Source organism: Cedecea neteri NBRC 105707 = ATCC 33855 (assembly GCF_001571265.1).
GTDB lineage: Bacteria > Pseudomonadota > Gammaproteobacteria > Enterobacterales > Enterobacteriaceae > Cedecea > Cedecea neteri.
Genome location: NZ_BCTL01000028.1, coordinates 25,215 through 46,639, shown reverse-complemented (window position 1 = coordinate 46,639; position 21,425 = coordinate 25,215). Strand labels below are relative to the sequence as shown.

20 protein-coding genes are annotated in these 21,425 nt (G+C 54.5%); 7 read left to right on the top strand and 13 right to left on the bottom strand.

Features of this window, described 5'->3' with window-relative positions:
- The first annotated feature begins 2 nt into the window (after window positions 1–2).
- Window positions 3–890 (top strand): SDR family oxidoreductase, encoded by an 888-nt coding sequence (locus CNE01S_RS12780; RefSeq protein WP_061276537.1) that lies wholly within the window; start codon window positions 3–5, stop codon window positions 888–890.
- 40 nt (window positions 891–930) lie between these two features.
- On the opposite strand, the gene CNE01S_RS12775 is transcribed toward CNE01S_RS12780, so the two are convergent.
- The 5 genes from CNE01S_RS12775 to CNE01S_RS12755 form a co-directional block, all read right to left on the bottom strand.
- Window positions 931–3,198 (bottom strand): TonB-dependent receptor domain-containing protein, encoded by a 2,268-nt coding sequence (locus CNE01S_RS12775; protein WP_061276498.1) that lies wholly within the window; start codon window positions 3,196–3,198, stop codon window positions 931–933.
- Window positions 3,199–3,289: 91 nt separating this feature from the next.
- Complete coding sequence (locus tag CNE01S_RS12770) at window positions 3,290–5,398, bottom strand: S9 family peptidase (RefSeq protein WP_096754094.1); 2,109 nt, start codon at window positions 5,396–5,398, stop codon at window positions 3,290–3,292.
- Window positions 5,399–5,482: 84 nt separating this feature from the next.
- Window positions 5,483–6,271, bottom strand: a complete 789-nt coding sequence (tolA, locus tag CNE01S_RS12765; RefSeq protein ID WP_061276496.1) for a cell envelope integrity protein TolA — start codon at window positions 6,269–6,271, stop codon at window positions 5,483–5,485.
- Window positions 6,272–6,278: 7 nt separating this feature from the next.
- A complete protein-coding gene (locus tag CNE01S_RS12760; protein WP_061276494.1) occupies window positions 6,279–7,151 on the bottom strand; it encodes a ChaN family lipoprotein in 873 nt (290 codons plus the stop codon).
- A 210-nt stretch (window positions 7,152–7,361) separates the two neighbouring features.
- Complete coding sequence (locus CNE01S_RS12755; protein WP_061276493.1) at window positions 7,362–8,159, bottom strand: SDR family NAD(P)-dependent oxidoreductase; 798 nt, start codon at window positions 8,157–8,159, stop codon at window positions 7,362–7,364.
- 117 nt (window positions 8,160–8,276) lie between these two features.
- On the opposite strand from CNE01S_RS12755, the gene CNE01S_RS12750 reads away from it, so the two are divergent.
- Complete coding sequence (locus CNE01S_RS12750; RefSeq protein ID WP_061276490.1) at window positions 8,277–9,221, top strand: GlxA family transcriptional regulator; 945 nt, start codon at window positions 8,277–8,279, stop codon at window positions 9,219–9,221.
- A 71-nt stretch (window positions 9,222–9,292) separates the two neighbouring features.
- A complete protein-coding gene (locus CNE01S_RS12745; RefSeq protein WP_061276488.1) occupies window positions 9,293–9,832 on the top strand; it encodes a dihydrofolate reductase family protein in 540 nt (179 codons plus the stop codon).
- Window positions 9,833–10,155: 323 nt separating this feature from the next.
- Here the strand turns inward: CNE01S_RS12745 and CNE01S_RS24410 are convergent, their stop codons facing one another.
- Entirely contained in the window at window positions 10,156–10,635 is a 480-nt protein-coding gene (locus CNE01S_RS24410) for a DUF2778 domain-containing protein (protein ID WP_072279139.1), read from the bottom strand.
- Window positions 10,632–11,123, bottom strand: a complete 492-nt coding sequence (locus CNE01S_RS12735; protein WP_061276485.1) for an Hcp family type VI secretion system effector — start codon at window positions 11,121–11,123, stop codon at window positions 10,632–10,634. Before CNE01S_RS12735 ends, CNE01S_RS24410 begins: the two co-directional genes overlap by 4 nt.
- A gap of 343 nt (window positions 11,124–11,466) precedes the next feature.
- Here CNE01S_RS12735 and CNE01S_RS12730 point away from each other — a divergent pair, with 343 nt between their 5' ends.
- Together CNE01S_RS12730 and CNE01S_RS12725 are read left to right on the top strand one after the other, a co-directional pair.
- Window positions 11,467–11,742: a metal/formaldehyde-sensitive transcriptional repressor gene (locus tag CNE01S_RS12730; protein ID WP_061276483.1), complete on the top strand. Its 276-nt coding sequence runs from the start codon at window positions 11,467–11,469 to the stop codon at window positions 11,740–11,742.
- Window positions 11,743–11,769: 27 nt separating this feature from the next.
- Window positions 11,770–12,888 carry an S-(hydroxymethyl)glutathione dehydrogenase/class III alcohol dehydrogenase gene (locus CNE01S_RS12725; protein ID WP_061276481.1) on the top strand — a complete coding sequence of 373 codons (1,119 nt, stop codon included), beginning with the start codon at window positions 11,770–11,772 and terminating at the stop codon, window positions 12,886–12,888.
- Window positions 12,889–12,963: 75 nt separating this feature from the next.
- Here CNE01S_RS12725 and katG read toward each other — a convergent pair whose 3' ends face one another.
- From katG to CNE01S_RS12710, 3 genes are all read right to left on the bottom strand, one after another.
- Window positions 12,964–15,138 carry a catalase/peroxidase HPI gene (gene katG / locus CNE01S_RS12720; protein ID WP_061276479.1) on the bottom strand — a complete coding sequence of 725 codons (2,175 nt, stop codon included), beginning with the start codon at window positions 15,136–15,138 and terminating at the stop codon, window positions 12,964–12,966.
- Between the two features lie 262 nt (window positions 15,139–15,400).
- On the bottom strand, window positions 15,401–15,958 hold the full coding sequence (gene speG, locus CNE01S_RS12715) for a spermidine N1-acetyltransferase (RefSeq protein WP_061276477.1): 558 nt from the start codon (window positions 15,956–15,958) through the stop codon (window positions 15,401–15,403).
- A 64-nt stretch (window positions 15,959–16,022) separates the two neighbouring features.
- Window positions 16,023–16,421: a DUF1283 domain-containing protein gene (locus CNE01S_RS12710; protein ID WP_061276475.1), complete on the bottom strand. Its 399-nt coding sequence runs from the start codon at window positions 16,419–16,421 to the stop codon at window positions 16,023–16,025.
- 103 nt (window positions 16,422–16,524) lie between these two features.
- On the opposite strand from CNE01S_RS12710, the gene CNE01S_RS12705 reads away from it, so the two are divergent.
- The gene (locus CNE01S_RS12705) at window positions 16,525–16,851 is read left to right on the top strand and encodes a YnfA family protein (protein ID WP_008459149.1); all 327 of its coding nucleotides are present in this window, start codon (window positions 16,525–16,527) and stop codon (window positions 16,849–16,851) included.
- Window positions 16,852–16,930: 79 nt separating this feature from the next.
- On the opposite strand, the gene ydfG is transcribed toward CNE01S_RS12705, so the two are convergent.
- Entirely contained in the window at window positions 16,931–17,680 is a 750-nt protein-coding gene (gene ydfG / locus CNE01S_RS12700) for a bifunctional NADP-dependent 3-hydroxy acid dehydrogenase/3-hydroxypropionate dehydrogenase YdfG (protein WP_061276474.1), read from the bottom strand.
- Window positions 17,681–17,814: 134 nt separating this feature from the next.
- Here ydfG and dcp point away from each other — a divergent pair, with 134 nt between their 5' ends.
- Window positions 17,815–19,863: a peptidyl-dipeptidase Dcp gene (gene dcp / locus CNE01S_RS12695; RefSeq protein WP_061276472.1), complete on the top strand. Its 2,049-nt coding sequence runs from the start codon at window positions 17,815–17,817 to the stop codon at window positions 19,861–19,863.
- 239 nt (window positions 19,864–20,102) lie between these two features.
- Here the strand turns inward: dcp and CNE01S_RS12690 are convergent, their stop codons facing one another.
- Window positions 20,103–20,771: an epoxyqueuosine reductase QueH gene (locus CNE01S_RS12690; protein WP_061276470.1), complete on the bottom strand. Its 669-nt coding sequence runs from the start codon at window positions 20,769–20,771 to the stop codon at window positions 20,103–20,105.
- 158 nt (window positions 20,772–20,929) lie between these two features.
- Complete coding sequence (locus tag CNE01S_RS12685; protein ID WP_008459134.1) at window positions 20,930–21,319, bottom strand: acyl-CoA thioesterase; 390 nt, start codon at window positions 21,317–21,319, stop codon at window positions 20,930–20,932.
- Window positions 21,320–21,425: the final 106 nt, after the last annotated feature.

Sequence of the window (21,425 nt, the reverse complement as noted above, 5' to 3'; positions counted from 1 at the left end):
CTATGCGTATTTTTGTCACCGGTGCGACCGGTTTTCTTGGCTCGGCTATCGTGCAACAGCTGCTGGCGGCGGGGCATCAGGTATTGGGACTAACGCGCTCCGAGCGCGGGGCTGCAGCTCTGGAGTCATGGGGAGCGAAAGCACATTTTGGCGATCTGGATGACCTCGCCAGCCTGCAGCATGGGGTGGATCTAGCGGACGCCGTGATCCACACGGCTTTTAATCACGACTTTTCTACGTTTGTCGCCAACTGCGAGGCTGACGGCAAAGTGATTGGTGCGATGGGGGAAGCGCTGGCGGGTTCATCCCGGCCAATGGTTATCACCTCTTTTGTTGCCATGGGGGCAACGGAGCCGGGCAAACCAGCCACGGAGGCGGGCTATAACGTCCTGACGCCGAACCCGCGCAAAGCCACGGAAATCGCCGGAGTAAGCCTGCTTGAGCGGGGCGTTAATGCCTCGTTTGTTCGCCTGCCGCAGGTGCATGACACCGTCAGGCAAGGGCTTATCACTCCGCTGATTGAACTGGCGAGGGAGAAGGGCGTGGCGGCTTACATTGGCGAAGGCAAAAACCGCTGGTCGGCAGTGCACGTGAGCGACGCGGTGCGTCTTTATCTTCTGGCGGTAGAAAGAGGGATTGCCGGAGCACGCTACAACGCCGTGGCGGAAGAGGGCATCACTACTAAAGATATCGCCGAAGTGATTGGCCAGGGGCTTGGCGTACCTGCGCGCAGCATTGACGCCGATAAAGCCAGCGACCATTTTGGCTGGCTCGGTAGCTTTGCCGCGCATGATATGTCGGCTTCAAGCCTGATGACCCAGCAGACAACAGGCTGGCGGCCCGTTGGCCCAGGGCTGATTGAGGATTTGCGGCAGATGAAGTACCGCTAAACGTACATCGCCCGGATGCTTCCGGGCGATGGGGGGACGATCAGAAGCGAACTTCGCCGCCAAAGATCCAGGTTCTGCCGCGTGCGGTATTGGCCCGGCTCGCATCATCGCCTGGCCCAGGCATCATATTGAGCTTGTTCAGCGCCTCTGAGTAATCCCGGTTCATCAGGTTTTGCACCGTCAGCTTCAGCATCAGATTGCGGTTTACCTCGTAGGTGCCGTAGAGATCGATAATCGTCGGGATCTGCGGCAAATCCTCTTTGATAATGGCGCCCGTATGCTCATCGGTTTCAAAATCAGGCGACAGCCGACGGGCTTTCCCGGTGTATTTGACAATCGTCCCGAGGGTCAGCGCCTCGTCGAAGAAACGCACCCCGGCATCCAGCGTCATGTACTTTCTTGGCAGCTCGGTCATATCGCCTGCGCCGAAGTAGGTGCTAGCGATGGACGTTGGCTGGTCGGTTAGCTGCTGGCTGAAGGAGAGGCGGGTGAAGGCGAACCCGGCGTCGTAGTCCATCTCCAGCTCAACGCCCTGGGCAGTGACGCCGGTGGCGGAGTTCACGTAGATGTACATATTGTCGCTGTAGTCGTCGCTCATGTCCGCCCAGTCGTTGCCAATGACCTCGGACATGCTGCATTTTCGCCCGCTGGAGCAGACCTGGTAAGATTCGCTGAAAATATAGTTCTGGATCCTGCTGCGGTAGCCCAGCATTTTAAAGCGCAACGAATCTTGCTTAGCAATAAGGTCTTTGGTGTCGATATTAAAACCGACCTGCCAGGTTTCAGCGAGCTCAGGTTTTAAGAAGGGGTTCATGGAAGCCCCGCCGGAGTTGGAGAAAAACATCTCCTGAATATTTGGCGCACGCATCGACTTACTGTAGCCGACAAACGGCTGAAGCCACGGGGTGACCTGAGCCGACAGCTGGACCGATGGGTTAAAGCCGCTTTCTCGCTCATCGACGTCGTAACTTCCCTGCGGGACGCAGATAACGCGCTCGTCACAGGGTGGCTTGTGCCCGGTGATTCTGTTTTGCGTGTAGTTGAGGTTCAAGTCTGCCTGCCAGATACCGCGCTTCACCTGAAGCCCGGTATATAACGCCGAAATATCCTGCCGCCCGGAAGGGGCGAACGGATTGTTTTCGATCGACTCCTGGTTGGTTTTCTCATCGCCTGCGGCGGAATTAATGAGCTTGGTATAGCGGGTGCGCATCAGTTTGCCGCCCAGCGTAAACGCCAGGTCGTTATCACCCAGGCTGAAACGGCTGACGTTGCTTATGTCCAGCGCATCGGAACGGTTTTGCGCGGAGGTGCTGTAAAAGGTGTACAGCGACTCATCGCGGTATTTCTGATTGCCACGGCTGGTGCTGGCCGTAACGTTAAAATCAATCAGCTCAGAGAACGGGGCGTAGTGATATTTAATATAATAATCATCGCTGGTGATGTCGCGGCGTGAAAACCTATTTTCATACGTTCGGGCGGACAGCTCAAAGCTATTAAATTCATCGGGCTTGATGTCCATTTTATAAAGCTGGGACTTCGGGTTCTGCTTCATGAATTTATCATAACCAAACTCCTCACTATTAATGCCGGAGCCGTTGGAGAAATTCGAATAAATAGAGCTGCCGCTGATGGCGGCCATAGCGCCGAAGCTCCCGGTATCGGTGAAGGCATCGGTTTTCCCTGCGGCGGCAATCATCCCGCTGCGCCCGATACCGTTGCTGCCCACCGAGAATCGCGATCTCAGTCCGTAATCATTGCCCTTAAAAATAACGTCATCCACGCCAAGGGTGCGCATATTTGCGCTTCCCGCCAGGGCGTTAATCCCCGCCGAGCCGCTGCTGTCACCGCGAGTGACATCCACGCCGACCAAAAAGTTAGGATCGATGAGCACGCCAGCCTGGTTGTTAGTGGAGCCGTGAACGGTCGTGCCTGACGTCGTGGTGCCATAAAAGCTTTGGGTAATCCCGTCCACCATGGTGTTAACCCGGCCAAAGCCGCTCATGCCGCGAATATTGACACTCACCGTGCCCTGGCCGGGATCGATTTGGGTATAGGTGCCGGGCATGCTCCGCAGCGTGGCGTCCAGGGACTGCAGGTTTTTTCCCGTGGAACGAGAGCTGGTGGCGCCTGGTTTTTCCAGCGCTTCTTGTTCGCTGGTGATATTCCCGGCGGAAACGTTAAGCGGGCTAAATACCGCCGAGCCTTTTTTATCCCCGCTACTTTTATCATTATTTTCTTGTGCCGCCCCGCTGGCGCTAAGCAATAGCATGCCCGAGCCGAGAGCAACGGCCAGTTTATTTACGTTCATACATGTCCTTGAAGTATCGTAATAAAATAAAAGTTATTTTTATAATTATGTCGCTTTAGCGAACCCTCCCCGATAAGGGAAGGGTTTTCGGTTAGCGCTGTTTATCTGCCTCCAGAATAAAACTGTATTCCAGCGCGGTATTTTCCAGACGTTTTATTCGGCCTGATTTACCGCCATGCCCGGCCTGCATATCGGTCAGCAGCAGTATTTTTCCGGGACCTTGCTGGTTTTCCCGCAGCTTAGCGACCCACTTGGCGGGTTCCCAATACTGCACCTGCGAGTCATTGAGGCCGCTGGTGACGAGCAGATTAGGGTAGTGGGAAGGCTTCAGGTTGTCGTACGGGCTCCAGGATTTGAGCCGCAGATAATCTGCTTTCCGGTGTGGGTTGCCCCATTCGTCATATTCACCCACCGTGAGCGGCAGGGATTCGTCCAGCATGGTTGTCACTACATCTACAAACGGCACCTGCGCGACCACGGCATTAAAGAGTTCTGGCTGCTGGTTGATGACGTTGCCAACCAGCAGGCCGCCCGCGCTTCCGCCCATGGCATAGAGCCTGCCGGCTTGCCCGAAGCCTTGTTCAACCAGGCTATGAGTGGCATCAAGAAAATCGTTGAAGCTGTTCTGCTTGTTCTCCAATTTTCCCTGCTGATACCACTGCTGGCCCAGCTCGCCGCCGCCGCGCACGTGAACGATTGCAAAGACAAACCCGCGATCCAGCAGGCTCAGGCGGTTGGCGCTGAAGGCCGGATCCATGCTCATACCGTAAGCGCCGTAGCCATATACCAGCAGCGGGCTGTGGCCTGGCTTAAACATTTTTTTGTTATAGACCAGCGAGACGGGCACCTTCACGCCGTCGCGCGCCGTGGTCCAAATCCGTTCGCTGTGGTAGTCCTGCGGGTCGGTGTTATTCACCTCCTGCCGTTTAAGCAGGGTACGTTCCCCGCTGGCTAAATCCCATTCGTAAGTACTGGTTGGGGTCGTCATCGAGGAGTAACCGTAGCGCAGCTTGCCGGATTGAGGATCCGGGTTGTAGCCGAGCCAGGCCATATAGCTGGCATCATCGAATTTCAGCGTTTGCTCGCTGTGGTTCTGCCAGTTAATCTTGCGGATCTGGCTCAGTCCGTCCTGGCGTTCAGCCACCACCAGCCAGTCTTTAAACAGGGTGAATCCCTCCACCATTTTCCCCGGCTGAGGCGCGACAACGGGCCGCCATTTGTCACCCGGAGCGTGGCTTTTGTACAGCCCGAAATTGGCACTTTCCTGATTCGCGCGCAGGTAGAAATCATCGCCAAAATGGTCGAGGTAATACTCAATTCCGGGGTTGCGAACGGCGAACAGCACCGGTGGTGCTTCCGGATTATCGGCATCCAGCAGGCGAACTTCTGACGACGTGCTGGCGCTGAGCGTGATAATCAAATACCGATCGGACGAGGAACGGGAGAGGCCGAGATAAAAGCCGCCGTCTTTCTCCTGATAGACTAATTTATCTTCAGTCACCGGCGTTCCTGGCCGGTGCCGCCAGACCTGCGAAGGCACCAGCGTTTGCGGATTATTGCGCACGTAGAACAGGTAATGCCCGTCGTTTGACCAGACCATATTCCCGGAGGTGTTCTCGATAGTTTCGGCGAGCCATTTTCCGCTTTGTAAATCACGCAGCGAGAGGCGATATTGGCGGCGACCGGCGGTGTCTTCCGCGATAGCCATCATCTGGTTATCCTGGCTGACCACCAGGCCGCTTAGCTGATAATAGGCCTGACCTTTGGCGCGTTGATTCCCGTCAACCAGCGTCTGCCATTCGTTTTTACTTCCCGCAGGCTGGCGCTGGCTGACGGCATAATCCTGCCCGGCCAGATAAACGTCCTGATAAAGGTAGCCATTGCGCTGGAAGGGGACCGAGCGATTTTCAGGACTCATCCGCGCGACCATCTCCTGATACAATTTCTCCGTTAATTCAGCTGCGGGCTGGAGAACTTGACGGGCATAGGTATTTTCATCTTCCAGGTGACGCAGTACTTTTGCGTCACTGCGGCTGTCGTCCCTGAGCCAAAAATAGTTATCCACGCGGATATCGCCATGTTCAATCAACTGGTGGGGGATTTTTTCCGTAGCGGGTGGCTGGGGCATGTCGGCGACAGCGCAGCTCGCGTAAAGCGAACAGGCGATGAACAGCGGCGTAGCTTTCCATAGTTTTTCCATAATACGTCCTTAGTGTCAGGCGACAGGGCGCCCTGCCAAAATAGTCAGCATAAAAATAAAGTTCAGGTCGCGGGGAGCGCGGCGCTAGCTTCGGCTCAGCTCCGTCAGGTCAAAGCTTATTGGCATCATTACGCTATAAATGCCTCCCTTTAAGCGTTCGGTGGGGGGCTTGGGCAGCGGCCGGGCGCGTTCTAAAACCTCAATCGCTTCGCGGTCAAGCGAGCGTGTTCCCGACGAGCTGGTCAGCGAACTTCCAATAACCTCTCCCGCAGCGTTCACGGTAAACGTCACGACCGAGATACCCGAGCGGGCGCGCTTGCGGGCGTCAGCCGGGTAGCGTTTAAAGCGGTTAAGATGGCCTTTGACGCGACTCTCCCAGGAATCCTCGAGGCTGTGTTGTTTCGCGGCATCGCTGTTGTACGGGGCGGCAACGCGGGATGAAACAACGCTGGCCTGCGGCGCGGCGTTGGTGGAGACGGCCGCCTGGCTATTGTCACTGGTTTGCTCCCTGACGTGGCGCGGCGGACGCGGCTTTTTCTTCTCGCCTTCGGCAGCTTTTTTCTGCCGGGTAACTTCAATCACCGCGTTTTTGTCTTCCGGCAGCGGCCTCTGCTGCTTGTCTTCGGCCTGCTGCTTTTCCTCTGCGGCCGCAGATTCCTGCTGTGCGATCCCTACAGGAAGCGGTAGCGGAGATGGCGGCGCTTCGATGTTATCCGACCACTGCAGCATCACGGCGGGTGCAGGCTGTAAGGCAGGCTGCACCTCGGTTGCCTGCCAAATCAGGGCTATAAAAAGCAGGCCGTGCAGGAGTAAAGAAACGGTAAACCACACGCCTTTTCCGCTTGTAGGCTGCGCATAAAATGTGTCTGTCATTCCCGGCTTACCGTTTTGCTGCGGCCGGAGTGACAAACCAGACGTAATCAGCCTGAGCCTCGGTAACGTTCATGCCTTTTTCCGCCAGCATCAGCACAACCGGCCGTGATGAAGGGGAGAGATCTTCCATATGCAGCGGAACGCCGAAGCTTTTAGACGCGTGGTAACCGCCAGCAATCAATAGAGCAGGCGCGGGGGCATTCAGCAATTGTTGCGCCATATAACGATCGCGCTGCTGCTGAATCGCCAGCATCGCCGTCAGCTGCTGGCCTTCGATATTCCCCTCGTGCATGGCAATAATGGTTTCCTTCAGCGCGGCCTGCACGGCAGGGGCCGTCGAATGTTTGCCTTCCGGGAAGCACGGCTCTTTATAGAGACGCATTATCTCGTCGCGGTTGATATTCGCATTGAGCAGAGGGTAAGGGGCACGAAGCGCCTCGGTGACAACGCCGCCGTACATCGCCCACGGCCAGCCCTTTTGCCAGTTAAGTAATTCCTGGATACGGCCATCCCGCACCAGCGGATCTTCTTTCAGCCAGCTTTTAACCTTAGTGACGCGCGGCTGCTGGTCAGCCGTCAGCATTTCCAGCAGCACGCTGCCCTGCGGGCGTTCCCGAGCCAGGTTTTGCATCAGCCAAAGCTCAATCTGATGATGTTCGGCATTATCGTGTTTTTCGCCGACGATAAGTCGCTGAGCGCCAGCGAGCTTAACCAGCAGCTGCCGATCGGTCAGCGTTTCGCCGCTTTGCAAATCAATGATTTGCCCGCGAGTCATCGCGACCTGGCTGGCCGCTGGAGGAGTGTGAGTGGTTTGGCTGCAGGCGCTGAGGCCCAGGCTGGCTAACGCTATCAAAGACGCAAGGATCAATTTTTTACGCATATCTTTTGCCCGGAGGTAGCCTTCACTGGCTGTTTATATTGATATCGATGATGTATAGCGGGCGGGATGTTAACAAACAATGCGATCAAATGATACTCATTATCATTTGCATTTAATTGGTAAGGTTATGCTATGCGCTGCCGATCTCATTAATCGTAGCAATAATGCCGCCGGAAGACGGCATCTTGCGGGATAAAATAGTGCGTAAGGTTATCTGGCGTAACGTGGGGCAGGTTGGGCTGCGCTCAGGCGGGTGCTAATTGCCCGGCGCTCGGCTTCCCAGTTATCCCAGTCGCTGCCTTCCTGCAGCGCAGGTATCGTCACTTTCTCGCCGGCATCCAGGCCGACCAGCGCGGCATCTACCATATCTTCGGTACTCATCACCCAGCTTTGCGGCAGGTTTTCATGGCCGCCAACGCCGGCGATGTTCCAGAAGTCCGTAGCGGTTGCGCCCGGCAGCACGGCCTGAATACGCACGCCGGACTCCGCCAGTTCATGCTGCAAAGAGTGGCTCAGTGCCAGCACATAAGCTTTGCTGGCGCCGTAAACGCCGTTCAGCAATTCAGGCGCGATGGCCACGATCGAGGCAATGTTAATAATGGTGCCGTGCTGGCGAGCGGCCATCGCCGGGGCTGCGGCATAGGTCAGGCGGGTTAAAGCGGTAACGTTGAGGTCTATCATCGCCGTCATTTCATCCACGCTGGCTTCCAGTACGCTTTCTTTTGAGCCGAAGCCAGCGTTGTTAACCAGCAACGAAATAGACGTGTCGTTTTTTAGCCGCGTTTCGATCTGAAGCAATTCTGCCGCGTTACCCAGATCGGCAGTGACGACCTCAACCGTATGCCCGCTTTCCTCGCGAATGCGCCGGGCAACCTGGTTCAGGCGATCGGTATTGCGAGCGACCAGAATCAGGTCATAGCCGCGTTTAGCGAGACGGGCCGCGTAGACTGCGCCGATGCCGCCGGATGCGCCTGTGACCAGGGCGGTGCCTTTAGATGCGTTGCTCATTGTGTGACTCCTGAAAAGGGGGGTAATTGACGAAAGCAACATTAACACTGGCTTTTCGTGTCTTAAATGTCATATAACCGTCTTTTTATGACACCATTAAATGCGGCGGTGCTTATCATGCAGAAAGTAGGTTTTGTCGTGACTCCCGGTTATTCCACCATGGGATTTGCCGTCATCACGGCGTTTGAAGTCGCTAACCTGATGGCGAGCGAGCCGGTTTATGAGCTGCATTTGCTCTCAGAGCAAGGCGGCAGGGTGCCTACATCGGCAGGGTTTGACGTGGTGACCGAGTCAATGGTGGATACGCAGTACGATCTCCTGCTGTTCGGCGCCACGATGGAACAGGCTTCTCCCGCGACCATCGAGTTTGTTCGCCAGGCTGCGGCCTATGCTCGCCGCGTGGCCGCCGCCTGCCTGGGGACATTTTTATTGGCCGAAGCCGGATTGCTGGAGGGCAGGCGAGCCACCACGCACTGGATGTACGCTCGAGAGCTACAGCAGCGTTTTCCTGGTATCAGCGTGGAAGAAGACAAGATTTTTATTTGCGACGGGCCTTACTGGACTTCGGCAGGGATGACGGCAGCCATCGATCTGGCTTTGGCGCTGATTGAGGACGATCTTGGGTCGGACATCGCTCGTACTATAGCCCGAAAGTTGGTGCTCTATCATCGCCGCTCCGGCGGCCAGTCGCAGTTTTCTTCCCTGCTTGAGCTGGAGCCAAAATCGGACCGCATTCAGAAAGTGATGACCTACGCGCGGGCGCACCTTGAAAACGCGTTGAGCGTGGAAGAACTGGCTGCGGTGGCAAATTTATCACCCCGGCAGTTTAGCCGCAGTTTTCAGGCAGAAACCGGGCAGTCACCCGCACGTGCGATAGAGCATCTGCGCCTTGAGTCCGCCCGCATGCTGCTTGAAACCAGCGCTCGTTCCATCGACGAAGTGGCCCGGCAAACCGGGTTTGGCGAGCGGGACAGAATGCGCCGTGCGTTTCTTCGTGCTTACGGCCAGCCGCCGCAGGTTATTCGCCGCCAGGCAAGGGGCGATGAAGAACTGCAAGTCTAAAACTGGCAGTGGCGATGTATTTTTATCCCCGTATTATCAGACGCATAATTGTCTGACTGAGAGGGAAAAGGATGGCGAACATCGTTTATTACGTGGCGGCCACGCTGGATGGTTACATTGCCGACAGCCACCACAAGCTTGACTGGCTAATGACCTTCCAACTGGGGGATGACGCAACGCCATACGATGATTTTTATCAGACAGTCGGCGCGGTGATTATGGGGGCGGAAACCTACAGCTGGATCCTCGAAAATTCGCCAGAGGCCTGGCCTTATGCCGATGTTCCGGCATTTATCGTCACGCATCGTTCGCTCTCGATTCCTGAGGGGAAAAACATCACCCTGGTGCAGGATATGGCCTCCGTAATTGCGGCGCAGGCTCGCACAGCCGCCAAAGGCAAAGATGTCTGGCTGGTAGGCGGAGGCAAAACTGCAGCCATGTTTGCTGAAGCAGGCGAGCTGCAGCGCCTGTTTATCACCCAGATTCCGGTCGTTATCGGTTCAGGGATCCCGCTTTTGCCGGTGAGTAAGCCCGTGAACCTCAAACCTGTCACGCAAAAGGTGCTGAAAAGCGGGGCAGTTGAGTTTATTGCTGATGTGAGTAGGACGTAGAAACTATTCAGGGAATATGTTTGTTTTTCGCCGATAATATTGCACAGGAATAAGCTTGAGTGCAAAAATGCCGGATGATATCCGGCATTATTTTCATTTTTTGAACAGTAATCTGAACGAGAGAAAGGTAAGTATGCATGATCCTATTGCCGAGATAATTATACTTAAATCAGCAATAAAGTTGTAAACATCCTCGTCTCCCGATATTCCCAACATACCAGCTATTTGATAGCCTCGTGGGATTGTGAAAATCTCAGCCCAAACGATAATTATCACTAAAAAATAGACAACATAAAGAACGGTCGCAATTAGTATTTTAGCAATTACCATACAGTAATTGTTCCGTATGCTTTAAAGCTGGAGCATGGAACTTGAATCATTGTGGTGTTATGTAAAGCTTTGCTCAAGTAGTCAAAGTCACTATGAGATGTTAGTGTTATACACCCTTCACTAAGTCCTCTAGGCCCGACTGGGTGCAATCTGAATGCCCCTCGCTTAACACCATCGATGAAAACATTGTCATCTATTTGTAAATCCTCTTTGTAAAGTGCAAACCACGTTGAACGATCTGTACCGTAGATATGTTTAAGGACTGATTCGCGTAGTGAACCTAATCGCCCACCACTACCACGCCCAACGATAAAATATCGCCCAGGTGGTATGGGGCCGATCTCTTTTCTTGATGCCATCGTAACGTTATTTTTCCCATACTTCTGTCCAGAAAACGCTGGAAAATTCCCGACACCAGGTACGCTCAAAATAGATGTAGGCAAACCATTAAGTGGAAACCTAGCGATAATCATACCGTTGCTCGCACATTCCAGGCGTCAGTAAATTGAATGTTACCGTCACAATGTTTCCAGGTTATTTTCTCATAACGCAGCTCGATAGATTCATTGTGGTTATGTTTCTCCATGTCCAAATTTTTAACGTTATGCATTATTGGAGTGACTCCAACAACTTTCACATTTTCAAGAAGCATATTGAAATACTCAACTTCCTGGCCTGCATCGCTAATTTTGTACCATTTAATTTCTGCAGATTTTAGGGTCTGTCCGGTAGCTACTGCGCGGTATAAGTAGGGGGAGGAACTGTCAAATTCTTTTTCTATTGTGAGAGGGGAGTGTTGGCGGGTTCCTGTTAATTTTCCTGTATTATTGTCCGTTGGTATGTGTAAGCCATGTCCAAACGATAATACTTCGATACTGCCCTCGCGAGTCTCAATATCAACAGAGCCCTTAATTTCGGAACCACCATCGTCTTTTAACCATAAGTAAGCAGGTATAGCCATTCTAACTTCCTCATTCCATTGATTGAACGATGCATATTCTTTACCATTAACCATACTTTTTAAAGGTATTTTTAAATGTTCATGCGGAAATGTGAAATAAGTAGAGAAAAACATAAAATAAAAAGTTCAATGATTGTGAACGTTTCCAACGCGTTTAAAATTTTCGATAACAACTTATCATTCCTGCAATCATTATTCTCAGAATAAAGTCTCTTGCGGTGTCACTTCATCTTAGCTATCTGTGTTATTCTGTTAATTTATTGATAATTATGAATAATATAAAAATTATCAATAACCTAAAAATTACGGTACTATACCCCCCTACAGTACCTAAGGGGCGGTTATGCCACACTCTCCAGAAGACAAAAAACGCATTATGACCCGCGTCAGGCGCATCCGTGGCCAGGCGGAGGCGCTTGAGCGCGCGCTGGAAAACGGCGATCCGTGCCTCGCCATCTTGCAGCAGATCGCGGCCGTTCGCGGCGCGGCCAACGGCCTGATGGGCGAAATGATGGAAATTCACCTTAAAGATGAGCTGGTCAGCGGCGACACGTCAGAAGAGCAGCGCGCGCTGCGGATGGCGGAAGTCGGGAATTTGCTGCGCTCTTATCTAAAATAAAAACACCCTCACCAAAAGGAAGAAACAATGAAATCACGTGCTGCGGTGGCCTTTGGGCCGGGTAAACCTTTAGAAATTGTTGAAATCGACGTTGCACCCCCGCAAAAAGGTGAGGTGCTGGTGAAAATCACCCACACCGGCGTTTGCCATACCGATGCTTTCACGCTGTCCGGCGACGATCCGGAAGGCGTGTTCCCGGCGGTGCTGGGCCACGAAGGCGGCGGCATCGTGGTGGAAGTGGGTGAGGGCGTGACCAGCCTGAAGCCGGGCGATCACGTCATTCCGCTGTACACCGCAGAATGCCGCGAGTGTAAGTTCTGTAAATCCGGCAAAACTAACCTCTGCCAGGCCGTACGCGCCACGCAGGGCAAAGGCCTGATGCCGGATGGCACCACCCGCTTCTCCTATAATGGCGAGCCAATTTATCACTACATGGGCACCAGTACCTTCAGCGAATATACCGTTGTGGCGGAGATCTCTCTGGCGAAGGTAAACCCTCAGGCGCCGCTGGATAAAGTGTGTCTGCTCGGCTGCGGCGTAACCACCGGCATTGGCGCGGTGCACAATACGGCGAAAGTGAAAGAGGGTGATACCGTCGCGGTATTTGGCCTCGGTGGGATCGGCCTGGCGGTGATTCAGGGCGCGGTGCAGGCTAAAGCCGGGCGAATCATTGCCATTGATACCAACCCGGAGAAATTTACCCTCGCGCGGGAAATGGGTGCCACCGACTGTATTAACCCGAAAGATCACGACAAGCCGATTCAGGACGTGATCGTCGAGCTGACCGACGGTGGCGTGGATTACAGCTTTGAATGTATCGGCAACGTGAACGTGATGCGTTCCGCGCTGGAATGCTGCCATAAAGGCTGGGGCGAGAGCGTGATTATCGGCGTGGCTGGCGCGGGTCAGGAAATTAAAACCCGTCCATTCCAGCTGGTGACCGGCCGCGTATGGCGTGGCTCGGCATTCGGCGGCGTTAAAGGCCGCACTCAGCTGCCGGGCATGGTGGAAGACGCCATGGCGGGTAAAATTAATCTCGACCCGTTCATCACTCATCGGATGCCGCTGGATAAGATCAACGAGGCGTTTGATCTGATGCACGAAGGCAAATCTATTCGGACCGTGATCCACTTCGGCGAAGAGTAAGCAGTAAAAAAAGGAAGGCGTTAAGCCTTCCCTTATAACGGTAAACCAGGGGAGGCCAAAAGCCTCCCTTTTGCTTTACTGCTGCAGGTCGAAACGGTCTAGATTCATCACCTTCGTCCATGCGGCGATAAAGTCTTTGACGAACTTCTCTTCGGCATCCTGGCTGGCATACACTTCCGCCAGCGAGCGCAGCACGGCGTTAGAGCCAAAGACCAGATCGGCGCGGGTGCCGGTATACTTTACTTCACCGCTGAGACGATCGCGGCCTTCGAACACTTCAGAGCCTGCGTCAGTGGCTTTCCACTCGGTGCGCATATCCAGCAGATTGACAAAGAAATCATTCGTCAGCTCACCCGGGCGCGAGGTCAGCACGCCGTGCTGGCTTTCATCGTAGTTAACGCCAAGCGCGCGCAAACCACCGATTAAGACTGTCAGCTCAGGTGCCGTCAGCGTCAACTGCTGCGCCTTGTCGATCAGCAGCGCTTCGGTTGAGGTCGCATTCGCAATCCGGCGATAGTTTCTGAAGCCATCGGCGGCTGGTTTCAGCAGCTCGAAAGATTCGATATCGGTCTGCTCCTGGGAGGCGTCCACGCGCCCCGGCGTAAACGGCACTTTGCTGTGGCTGGCTTTCTCAATGCCTACCACGCCAGCAAGCACGATAACATCCGCCAGCGACGCCTTACCTGATGCCTTTTGAATCGCTTCGAGCACCGGCAGAGCGCGGGCCGCCACGGCGTTCACTTCCCAGCCGCGCTGCGGGGCGAGAGCCAGTCGGGCACCGTTGGCACCGCCGCGTTTGTCACCGCCACGGAAGGTTGAAGCCGATGCCCAGGCCACCGAGACCAGCTCGCTGACGGACAGGCCGGAATCCGCAATGGCTGCTTTCAGCGAATCGATATCTGCGCTGGACGGTGCGTGCGAGGCTTGCGGTAACGGATCCTGCCAAATCAAATCTTCTTTTGGTACTTCCGGCCCGATGTAGCGTGCTTTTGGCCCCATATCGCGGTGCGTCAGCTTGTACCAGGCGCGGGCGAAGGCTTCGTTGAAGGCCTGCGGATCGTTCAGGAAGCGACGAGAAATTTTCTCGAATTCCGGATCGAAGCGCAGCGTGAGGTCGGTCACCAGCATCGTTGGTTTGCGTTTTTTGGACGGATCAAACGGGTCAGGAATGATATCCGGGCCGTTGGTCGCCTCAAACTGGATGGCGCCTGCCGGGCTGCGGGTTTGCACCCAGTCATAGCCGAACAGGTTTTCGAAGAAGTAGTTGCTCCACTGGGTTGGCGTTTGCGTCCAGACCACTTCGAGGCCAGAGGTGATGGCATCTGCGCCGACACCGCTGTTGTAGCTGTTTGCCCAGCCCAGACCTTGGGCTTCGAGCGGTGATGCTTCCGGATCGGCACCCACGTGAGTGGCGGCGGCAGAGCCGTGCGTTTTACCTAAAGTGTGGCCACCGGCAATCAGCGCGACAATCTCTTCGTCGTCCATCCCCATGTTACCGAAGGTGGCGCGAATAGCAGGCGCTGCAGAAAGCGGGTCGCCGCTGTGCTCAGGGCCTTCCGGGTTGACGTAAATCAGCCCCATTTCGGTTGCGCCCAGCGGCGCCTGTGCCAGTGATTCCGGGTGGCGGTGCTCAAGCCACTCTTTCTCTGCCCCCCAGTTAACGTCGAGATCTGGCTCCCAGACATCTTCGCGACCGGCACCAAAGCCAAAGGTACGGAAGCCCGCATTTTCCAGCGCCACGTTACCGGCAAGAATAATCAGGTCAGCCCAGGAAATCTGCTGGCCATATTTTTGTTTAATTGGCCAAAGCAGGCGGCGGGATTTATCGAGGCTAACGTTATCCGGCCAGGAGTTAAGGGGCGCAAAGCGCTGTTGACCGCGTCCGGAGCCACCGCGTCCGTCGCGGGAGCGATAGGTGCCTGCGCTGTGCCACGCCATACGGATAAAGAGACCGATATAGCTGCCCCAGTCTGCAGGCCACCAGGATTGAGAATCTGTTAACAGAGCTTTGATGTCGCCTTTCAGGGCGTAGTAATCGAGTTTGCTAAACGCTTTACGGTAGCTGAAGTTTTCGTCAAGCGGGTTAGAACGATTGGAATGTTGATTCAGCAGGTCGACGCGAAGCTGGTGCGGCCACCAGTCTTGGTTGCTGGTTCCCTCGCCGGCGATATCCGTGCTCTGGCCGTGGTTAAATGGGCACTTTCCTGCGCCCGCTGAGGAAGCATCGTGTAAGTCAGTAGAATTGCTCATTTTGCTCTCCGTTATATGTATGCCCGGTAACGATAGTCTGTACGATCGATAATTAATATCTGGATGGGCCTACGAATTTGATAGCCGTTGCCTTTTAAACGCAAAATTTTACAGCCCTATTATTTTAGTTCTGATTGATGGGTTTGCAGGAAAAACCCGTCTGACTGTCTGGAAAATAGACGAAGCGGCAGCATGCTGGCTGGAGAGGCAAGAGGGCACGGATGAACGCACGCGCAGGGCGGCGCTCATCCGTAGAGAGTGATTACTGAGCAGTCGGCTTCAGCAGGGTTTTTTCCGGGGTTTTCTGCGCCAGGAACTGCTGCTGGAAGATGCACATCCGAATAGCGTCACGGTACTGACCGTTAATGAAGAATTCGTGGATCAGCTCGCCTTCGACGATAAAGCCCAGCTTTTTGTAGATATGCACCGCTTTCTCGTTCTCTTTGTCGACAATCAGGTACAGCTTGTAGAGATTGAGCACGGTAAAACCGTAATCCATTGCCAGTTTGGCGGCGCGAGAGGCCAGCCCTTTGCCCTGGAACTCAGGCGTGATGATTATCTGAAACTCGGCCCGGCGGTGAATGTGGTCGATTTCGACCAGCTCAACCAGCCCGGCGTTCACGCCGTTACAGTCGATCACAAAGCGGCGTTCGCTCTGATCGTGAATATGCTTGTCATACAGGTCAGAAAGCTCCACGAATGCTTCGTAAGGTTCTTCAAACCAGTAGCGCATGACGCTGGCGTTATTGTCCAGTTGATGGACGAAACGGAGATCTTCGCGCTCAAGCGGGCGAAGACGGATAGGCAGTTCTTTACTCATAGCAAATCCTTGCGCAGATGATGGTGAGGCTTCTCAGAAGAAGCCTCGTTTGGGGCGGGAGCTATTATGGATTAATCGCGCGACCGGTGCGGCGATCCAGGCAGCGCAGAGTGTTCGGCTCCCAGTAGGCGTTCACGTTGGCGCTCTGCTGGCATTTGTCGAAGGTGTCCTGAGCTGCATCTTGTTTGGCCCAGTCTTTGTCCCCACGTGCCGATTCACGGTCGAACACTTTTTCGTTATGGCGGTTGATCTTCTGGCGCAGGGTACGAGTGTCATTCCACTGCTCTTTTTCTTCCGCAGCCCGCTGGCGGGTCAGAGAGTTTTCCTGGCCACCGACGCCGTTAGTCCCACCCGGAACAACAATCACGTTAGTATCGGCGTGTGTTGGCATAGAAACCATGAATGCAGCCCCCAGCAAGGCTAACGGCATCCATGACAAAGACTTACGAAGGATTGAGTTCATTGAAATTTCCTTTTTAGTTTAATAAAACTAATCATATCATTGAGGCTGATTCGTGCCTAATGCCAGAGTTAGTGGGCATCATTATTACTGAAGAAAAGACAATATGATCAAAACAACGCTGCTATTTTTTGCCACCGCGCTGGCGGAGATTATTGGCTGCTTCCTGCCGTGGCTATGGCTCAAGCGTAACGGCTCTCCGCTGTTATTGCTGCCTGCGGCGCTGTCGCTGGCGATTTTTGTCTGGTTGCTGACGCTGCACCCTGCGGCCAGTGGCCGAGTCTATGCGGCCTATGGCGGGGTTTATGTTGTGACGGCGCTGCTGTGGCTGCGCGTGGTGGACGGCGTGAAGCTCAGCGTTTACGACTGGACCGGGGCGGCCATTGCTTTCTGTGGGATGCTTATCATCGTTGCCGGCTGGGGCCGGGCCTGATCGCTCCACGATATAAGCGTGACGTCACATGAAAAAACGGGGCCGAAAGGGCCCCGTTTCAATATGACTTCCGGCACAATTACCCTTCGCGGTGTACGCTCAGCCCGGCAAATGTCTGGCTGACAGGCATCATTTCCAGGGTATTAATATTGACGTGCTTCGGCAGCGTAGCCACCCACCAGACGGCCTCGGTAACGTCTTCCGGCGTCAGCGCGTTGGCGTTTTCGTAGGTTTTCCCGGCTTTGTCATCGTCGCCTTTAAAACGAACGTTGGAAAACTCGGTGCCGCCCACCATTCCAGGTTCGATGTCAGTCACGCGAACGGCTGTTTTATGCAGGTCGGTACGCAGGTTCAGGCTGAACTGGCGCACAAAGGCTTTGGTTGCCCCGTACACGTTACCGCCTGCGTAAGGCCAACTGCCCGCGGTGGAACCGATGTTAATAATGTGGCCGCGGTTGCGCTCGACCATGCCAGGCAACACGGCGCGGGTCATGTACACCAGGCCTTTGTTGTTGGTGTCGATCATGTTTTCCCAGTCATCGACGTTGGCTTTATGCGCAGGCTCCATGCCCAGCGCCAGCCCAGCGTTATTAACCAGGATATCAATGTGTTGCCATTCGGCCGGCAGGGAGGCCAGCGCTTGTTCTATTGCCGCGCGATTGCGTACATCCAGCTGCAGCGTAAACAGGCTGTCACCTAGCTCTTCTTTAAGCTCGAGCAGGCGTTCCTGACGGCGGCCGGTAGCAATTACCTTGTGGCCATTTTTAACGAAACGGCGGGTAATGCTTTCACCAAAGCCCGCGGTAGCACCCGTAACCAGTACAATCATCTCTCTGTTCCTCAACGCTTTTGTCCTGCACTACCTTAGCATGCTAACGGGCAGCGGTAATCTTAGTTTTCTTTTAAGAAACGTGTCGAAATACGCTATAACTAACCCACATTTCAGGTCACCGGGAGTAGAGGATGTTGCAGAGCAACCCGTTTTTCCAGCCGAGCTTATTGCCTTATCAGGCGCCGCATTTCGACGAGATAACTAACGACCATTACCGACCGGCCTTCGACGAAGGCAAGCGAATCAAACGTGAAGAAGTTGCCGCCATCGCCGGCAATTCGGCAGCCCCAACGTTTGATAATACTTACCTGGCACTGGAGAAAACCGGTGCGATGCTGGGCCGCGTGACTACCGTGTTTTACGCCATGACCTCGGCGCACACCAATGATTTCCTCCAGCAGCTTGATGAAGAGTTCTCTACCGAACTGGCCGAGCTTGCGGATGAAATTCGCCTGAACGACACCTTATTTGCCCGCCTTGATAGCGTTTATCAGCAGCGGCACGATCTTAATCTTGACGCGGAATCCCTGAGGCTGGTGGAGGTGACCTGGCAGTATTTCAAGCTGGCAGGCGCCACGCTCAGCCAGCAGGATAAAACCCGCCTGAAGGCGCTGAATAAAGAGAGCGCCCAGCTCACCAGCCAGTTCAATAATCGCCTCCACGCGGCGGATAAGGCCGGTGGGCTGGTGGTTGACCGCATTGAGGCGCTTGAAGGCTTGACCAGCGCAGAGATTTCGGCTGCGGCGCAGGCAGCAACTGACAAAGGGCTCGAGGGAAAATGGTTACTTCCATTGCTCAACTTCACCCAGCAGCCGGCGCTGCAAAGCCTGAGCAACCGCGCTACGCGAGAAGCGCTTTTTGAGGCGGGGTGGACACGTTCCCAGCGCAGCGATGCTAACGATACCCGCGCTATCGTCGCTCGCCTGGCTACGCTGCGGGCCGAACAGGCTCAGCTTCTGGGTTTTGAAAACTATGCGGCATGGAAAATGGCCGACCAGATGGCGAAAACCCCGGATGCGGCACTGCGCTTTATGCGCAATATCGTCCCTGCGGCAACCGGGCGGGCACGGCGCGAACTGAAAGATATTCAGGACGTCATTGATGCGCAAAACGGGGGCTTTCAGGCCAGGGCATGGGACTGGCAGTTCTATGCCGAGAAGGTACGTAGCGCGAAGTACGATCTCGATGAAGGGCAGATTAAACCGTATTTTGAACTCAACGGCGTGCTGACCAACGGCGTGTTCTGGGCAGCCAGCCAGCTCTTCGGGCTGCGTTTTGTTGAGCGTTTTGATATCCCGACTTATCATCCGGACGTCCGTACCTGGGAGATTTTTGATAACGACGGGCGCGGCATGGCGCTGTTCTACGGTGATTTCTTTGCCCGCGACAGCAAAGGCGGCGGGGCGTGGATGGGGAACTTTGTCGAGCAATCCACATTGTTTGACGCTATGCCGGTGATCTACAACGTTTGTAACTACACCAAACCGGCTAGCGGTGAGGCCGCGCTGATTTCCTGGGACGATGTCATCACGCTGTTCCACGAGTTTGGCCATACGCTGCACGGCCTGTTTGCTACGCAGCGCTATGCGAGTCTTTCAGGGACCAACACGCCGCGAGATTTTGTGGAGTTCCCCTCGCAAATCAACGAGCACTGGGCGAGCCATCCCGAGGTATTTGCCAACTACGCCCGTCATTATCAGACCGGTGAACCGATGCCCGAGTCGCTGCGCGGCAAGCTGTTCCGCTCCGCACAGTTCAACAAAGGCTACGACATGACTGAACTGCTGGCGGCGGCGCTGCTGGACATGAACTGGCACAACCTGGCGCCAGATGCGGAAATTGATGACGTGACGCGTTTTGAAGCCGAAGCGCTGGAAAAAGAGCATATCAATCTGGCCGAGGTGCCGCCTCGCTACCGCAGCAGCTATTTTGCTCATATTTTTGGCGGCGGCTATGCGGCGGGGTACTACGCCTACATTTGGACGCAAATGCTGGCGGACGACGGCTATCAGTGGTTTGTGGAGCAGGGCGGACTCACGGCTGAAAACGGCCAGCGCTTCCGGCAGGCGATTCTTTCACGCGGCAACAGCAGCGATCTGGAAGCGCTATACCGCGACTGGCGAGGGCACGATCCGCACAGCGAACCGATGCTGAAAAACCGAGGGCTGGCGGAGCAATAACAGCGAAGAAAGCGCTCTCACTAGTGTAGCCACAGTGAAATCGCACTTAACGCAAACTGCAAAGCCCTGATTTGCGTTAAGTGCCTTAAAAATCAAACGGAATATATCCGTGCAATTTGCAGGGTTGCTGGCTATAAATTGCAAACCTGCTCGGGAAAAAGCAGGGTACTTCTGGGTAATTTTGAACGATTACGGGGCCTGGTCGATGTCGGCAGGCTCCCGGATTTTCTCCCTTCGTTTTACGCTTCCGTTGACTCGTCGTCTTTACCGTAGAAAAGCTTGCCGATTTTGATCAGCGGGCGGTCATTCGCTTTTCGGTGCAGGTTGGTGTCGCGCAGGGAATACACGCAGCCGCAGTATTCCTGCTGGTAAAATTGTTCGCGCTTGCTGATTTCAATCATGCGCGCGGAGCCGCCCTGTTTACGCCAGTTGTAATCCCAGTAGCTCATGCCTTCATAAGGCGCCGCGGCGCGATGCCCGCAGTCGTTAATCTGCTGCATGTTCTTCCAGCGGGAAATACCCAGCGAGCTGCTGATGACGTTAAACCCGTTTTCGTGGGCGTACAGCGCGGTGCGTTCGAAGCGCATATCAAAGCACATCGTGCATCTGACGCCGCGCTCCGGCTCCCATTCCATGCCTTTCGCACGCTCGAACCAGTTGTCGGTGTCGTAATCCGCGTCGATAAACGGCACGCCGTGCTGTTCCGCAAAACGAATGTTTTCATCCTTACGAAGTAAATACTCTTTCTGCGGGTGAATGTTGGGGTTGTAGAAGAACACGGTATATTCGATACCGGACGCGTGTATGGCCTCCATAACTTCGCCCGAGCAGGGCGCGCAGCAGGAGTGCAGCAGCAGTTTCTTCTCGTTGTTAGGCAACTGTAAAACTGGCCGGGTAAATTCTTGCATTGCAGGCGATCCTAAGTCTTATTCACTTTTTTTCCAGAGGGTAGCAGGAACAGGGGCGTGGAATCATCATAAATCAATAAAGACACTTATGTTTGGGAGGGGGAAAGCAGACTTTGGGAAGAGGAGCGAAGAGCGCGATGGCCCTTCGCTAATTCAAGTTAGAGTTGTTCCAGCGCGTTCAGCACGGCTTCCGGCATGGAAGGGCGTCCATTGGCCAGGCAGGTCGCAACAAACGTCGCTTCGGCATAGACCACGCCGTCGACTTTGATCTGCTGGGCAAAGTTCACACGGTTGCGTTTTTCGTTGCGCTCAAGCTGGCAGGTGACCTCAACGTTGTCGCCTTTCTGCAGGCTCTTACGAAAACGCAGGGAGTACTCCAGCACCATGTAGAGCTTGCCCTGGCGGAACTCTTCCTCGATATCAATGCCCAGCGCCTCGCGCATGTAGGCGTGACGAGTCCACTCCATGTAAAACGGGTAGTACAGGCCGTCGACTACGCCCTGAAAATCAATATGGCTTTCATCCACTTCATAATGCTTAGAAAACATGTTTCAGTCCTGATGTTGTTATGTAAGTTAAGCGCCAGAAATCCCGTTCTGGCTGTTTTTTGCACAGCGCGTTAGTGGTACAATACTGTCGATTTCACAACCAAAC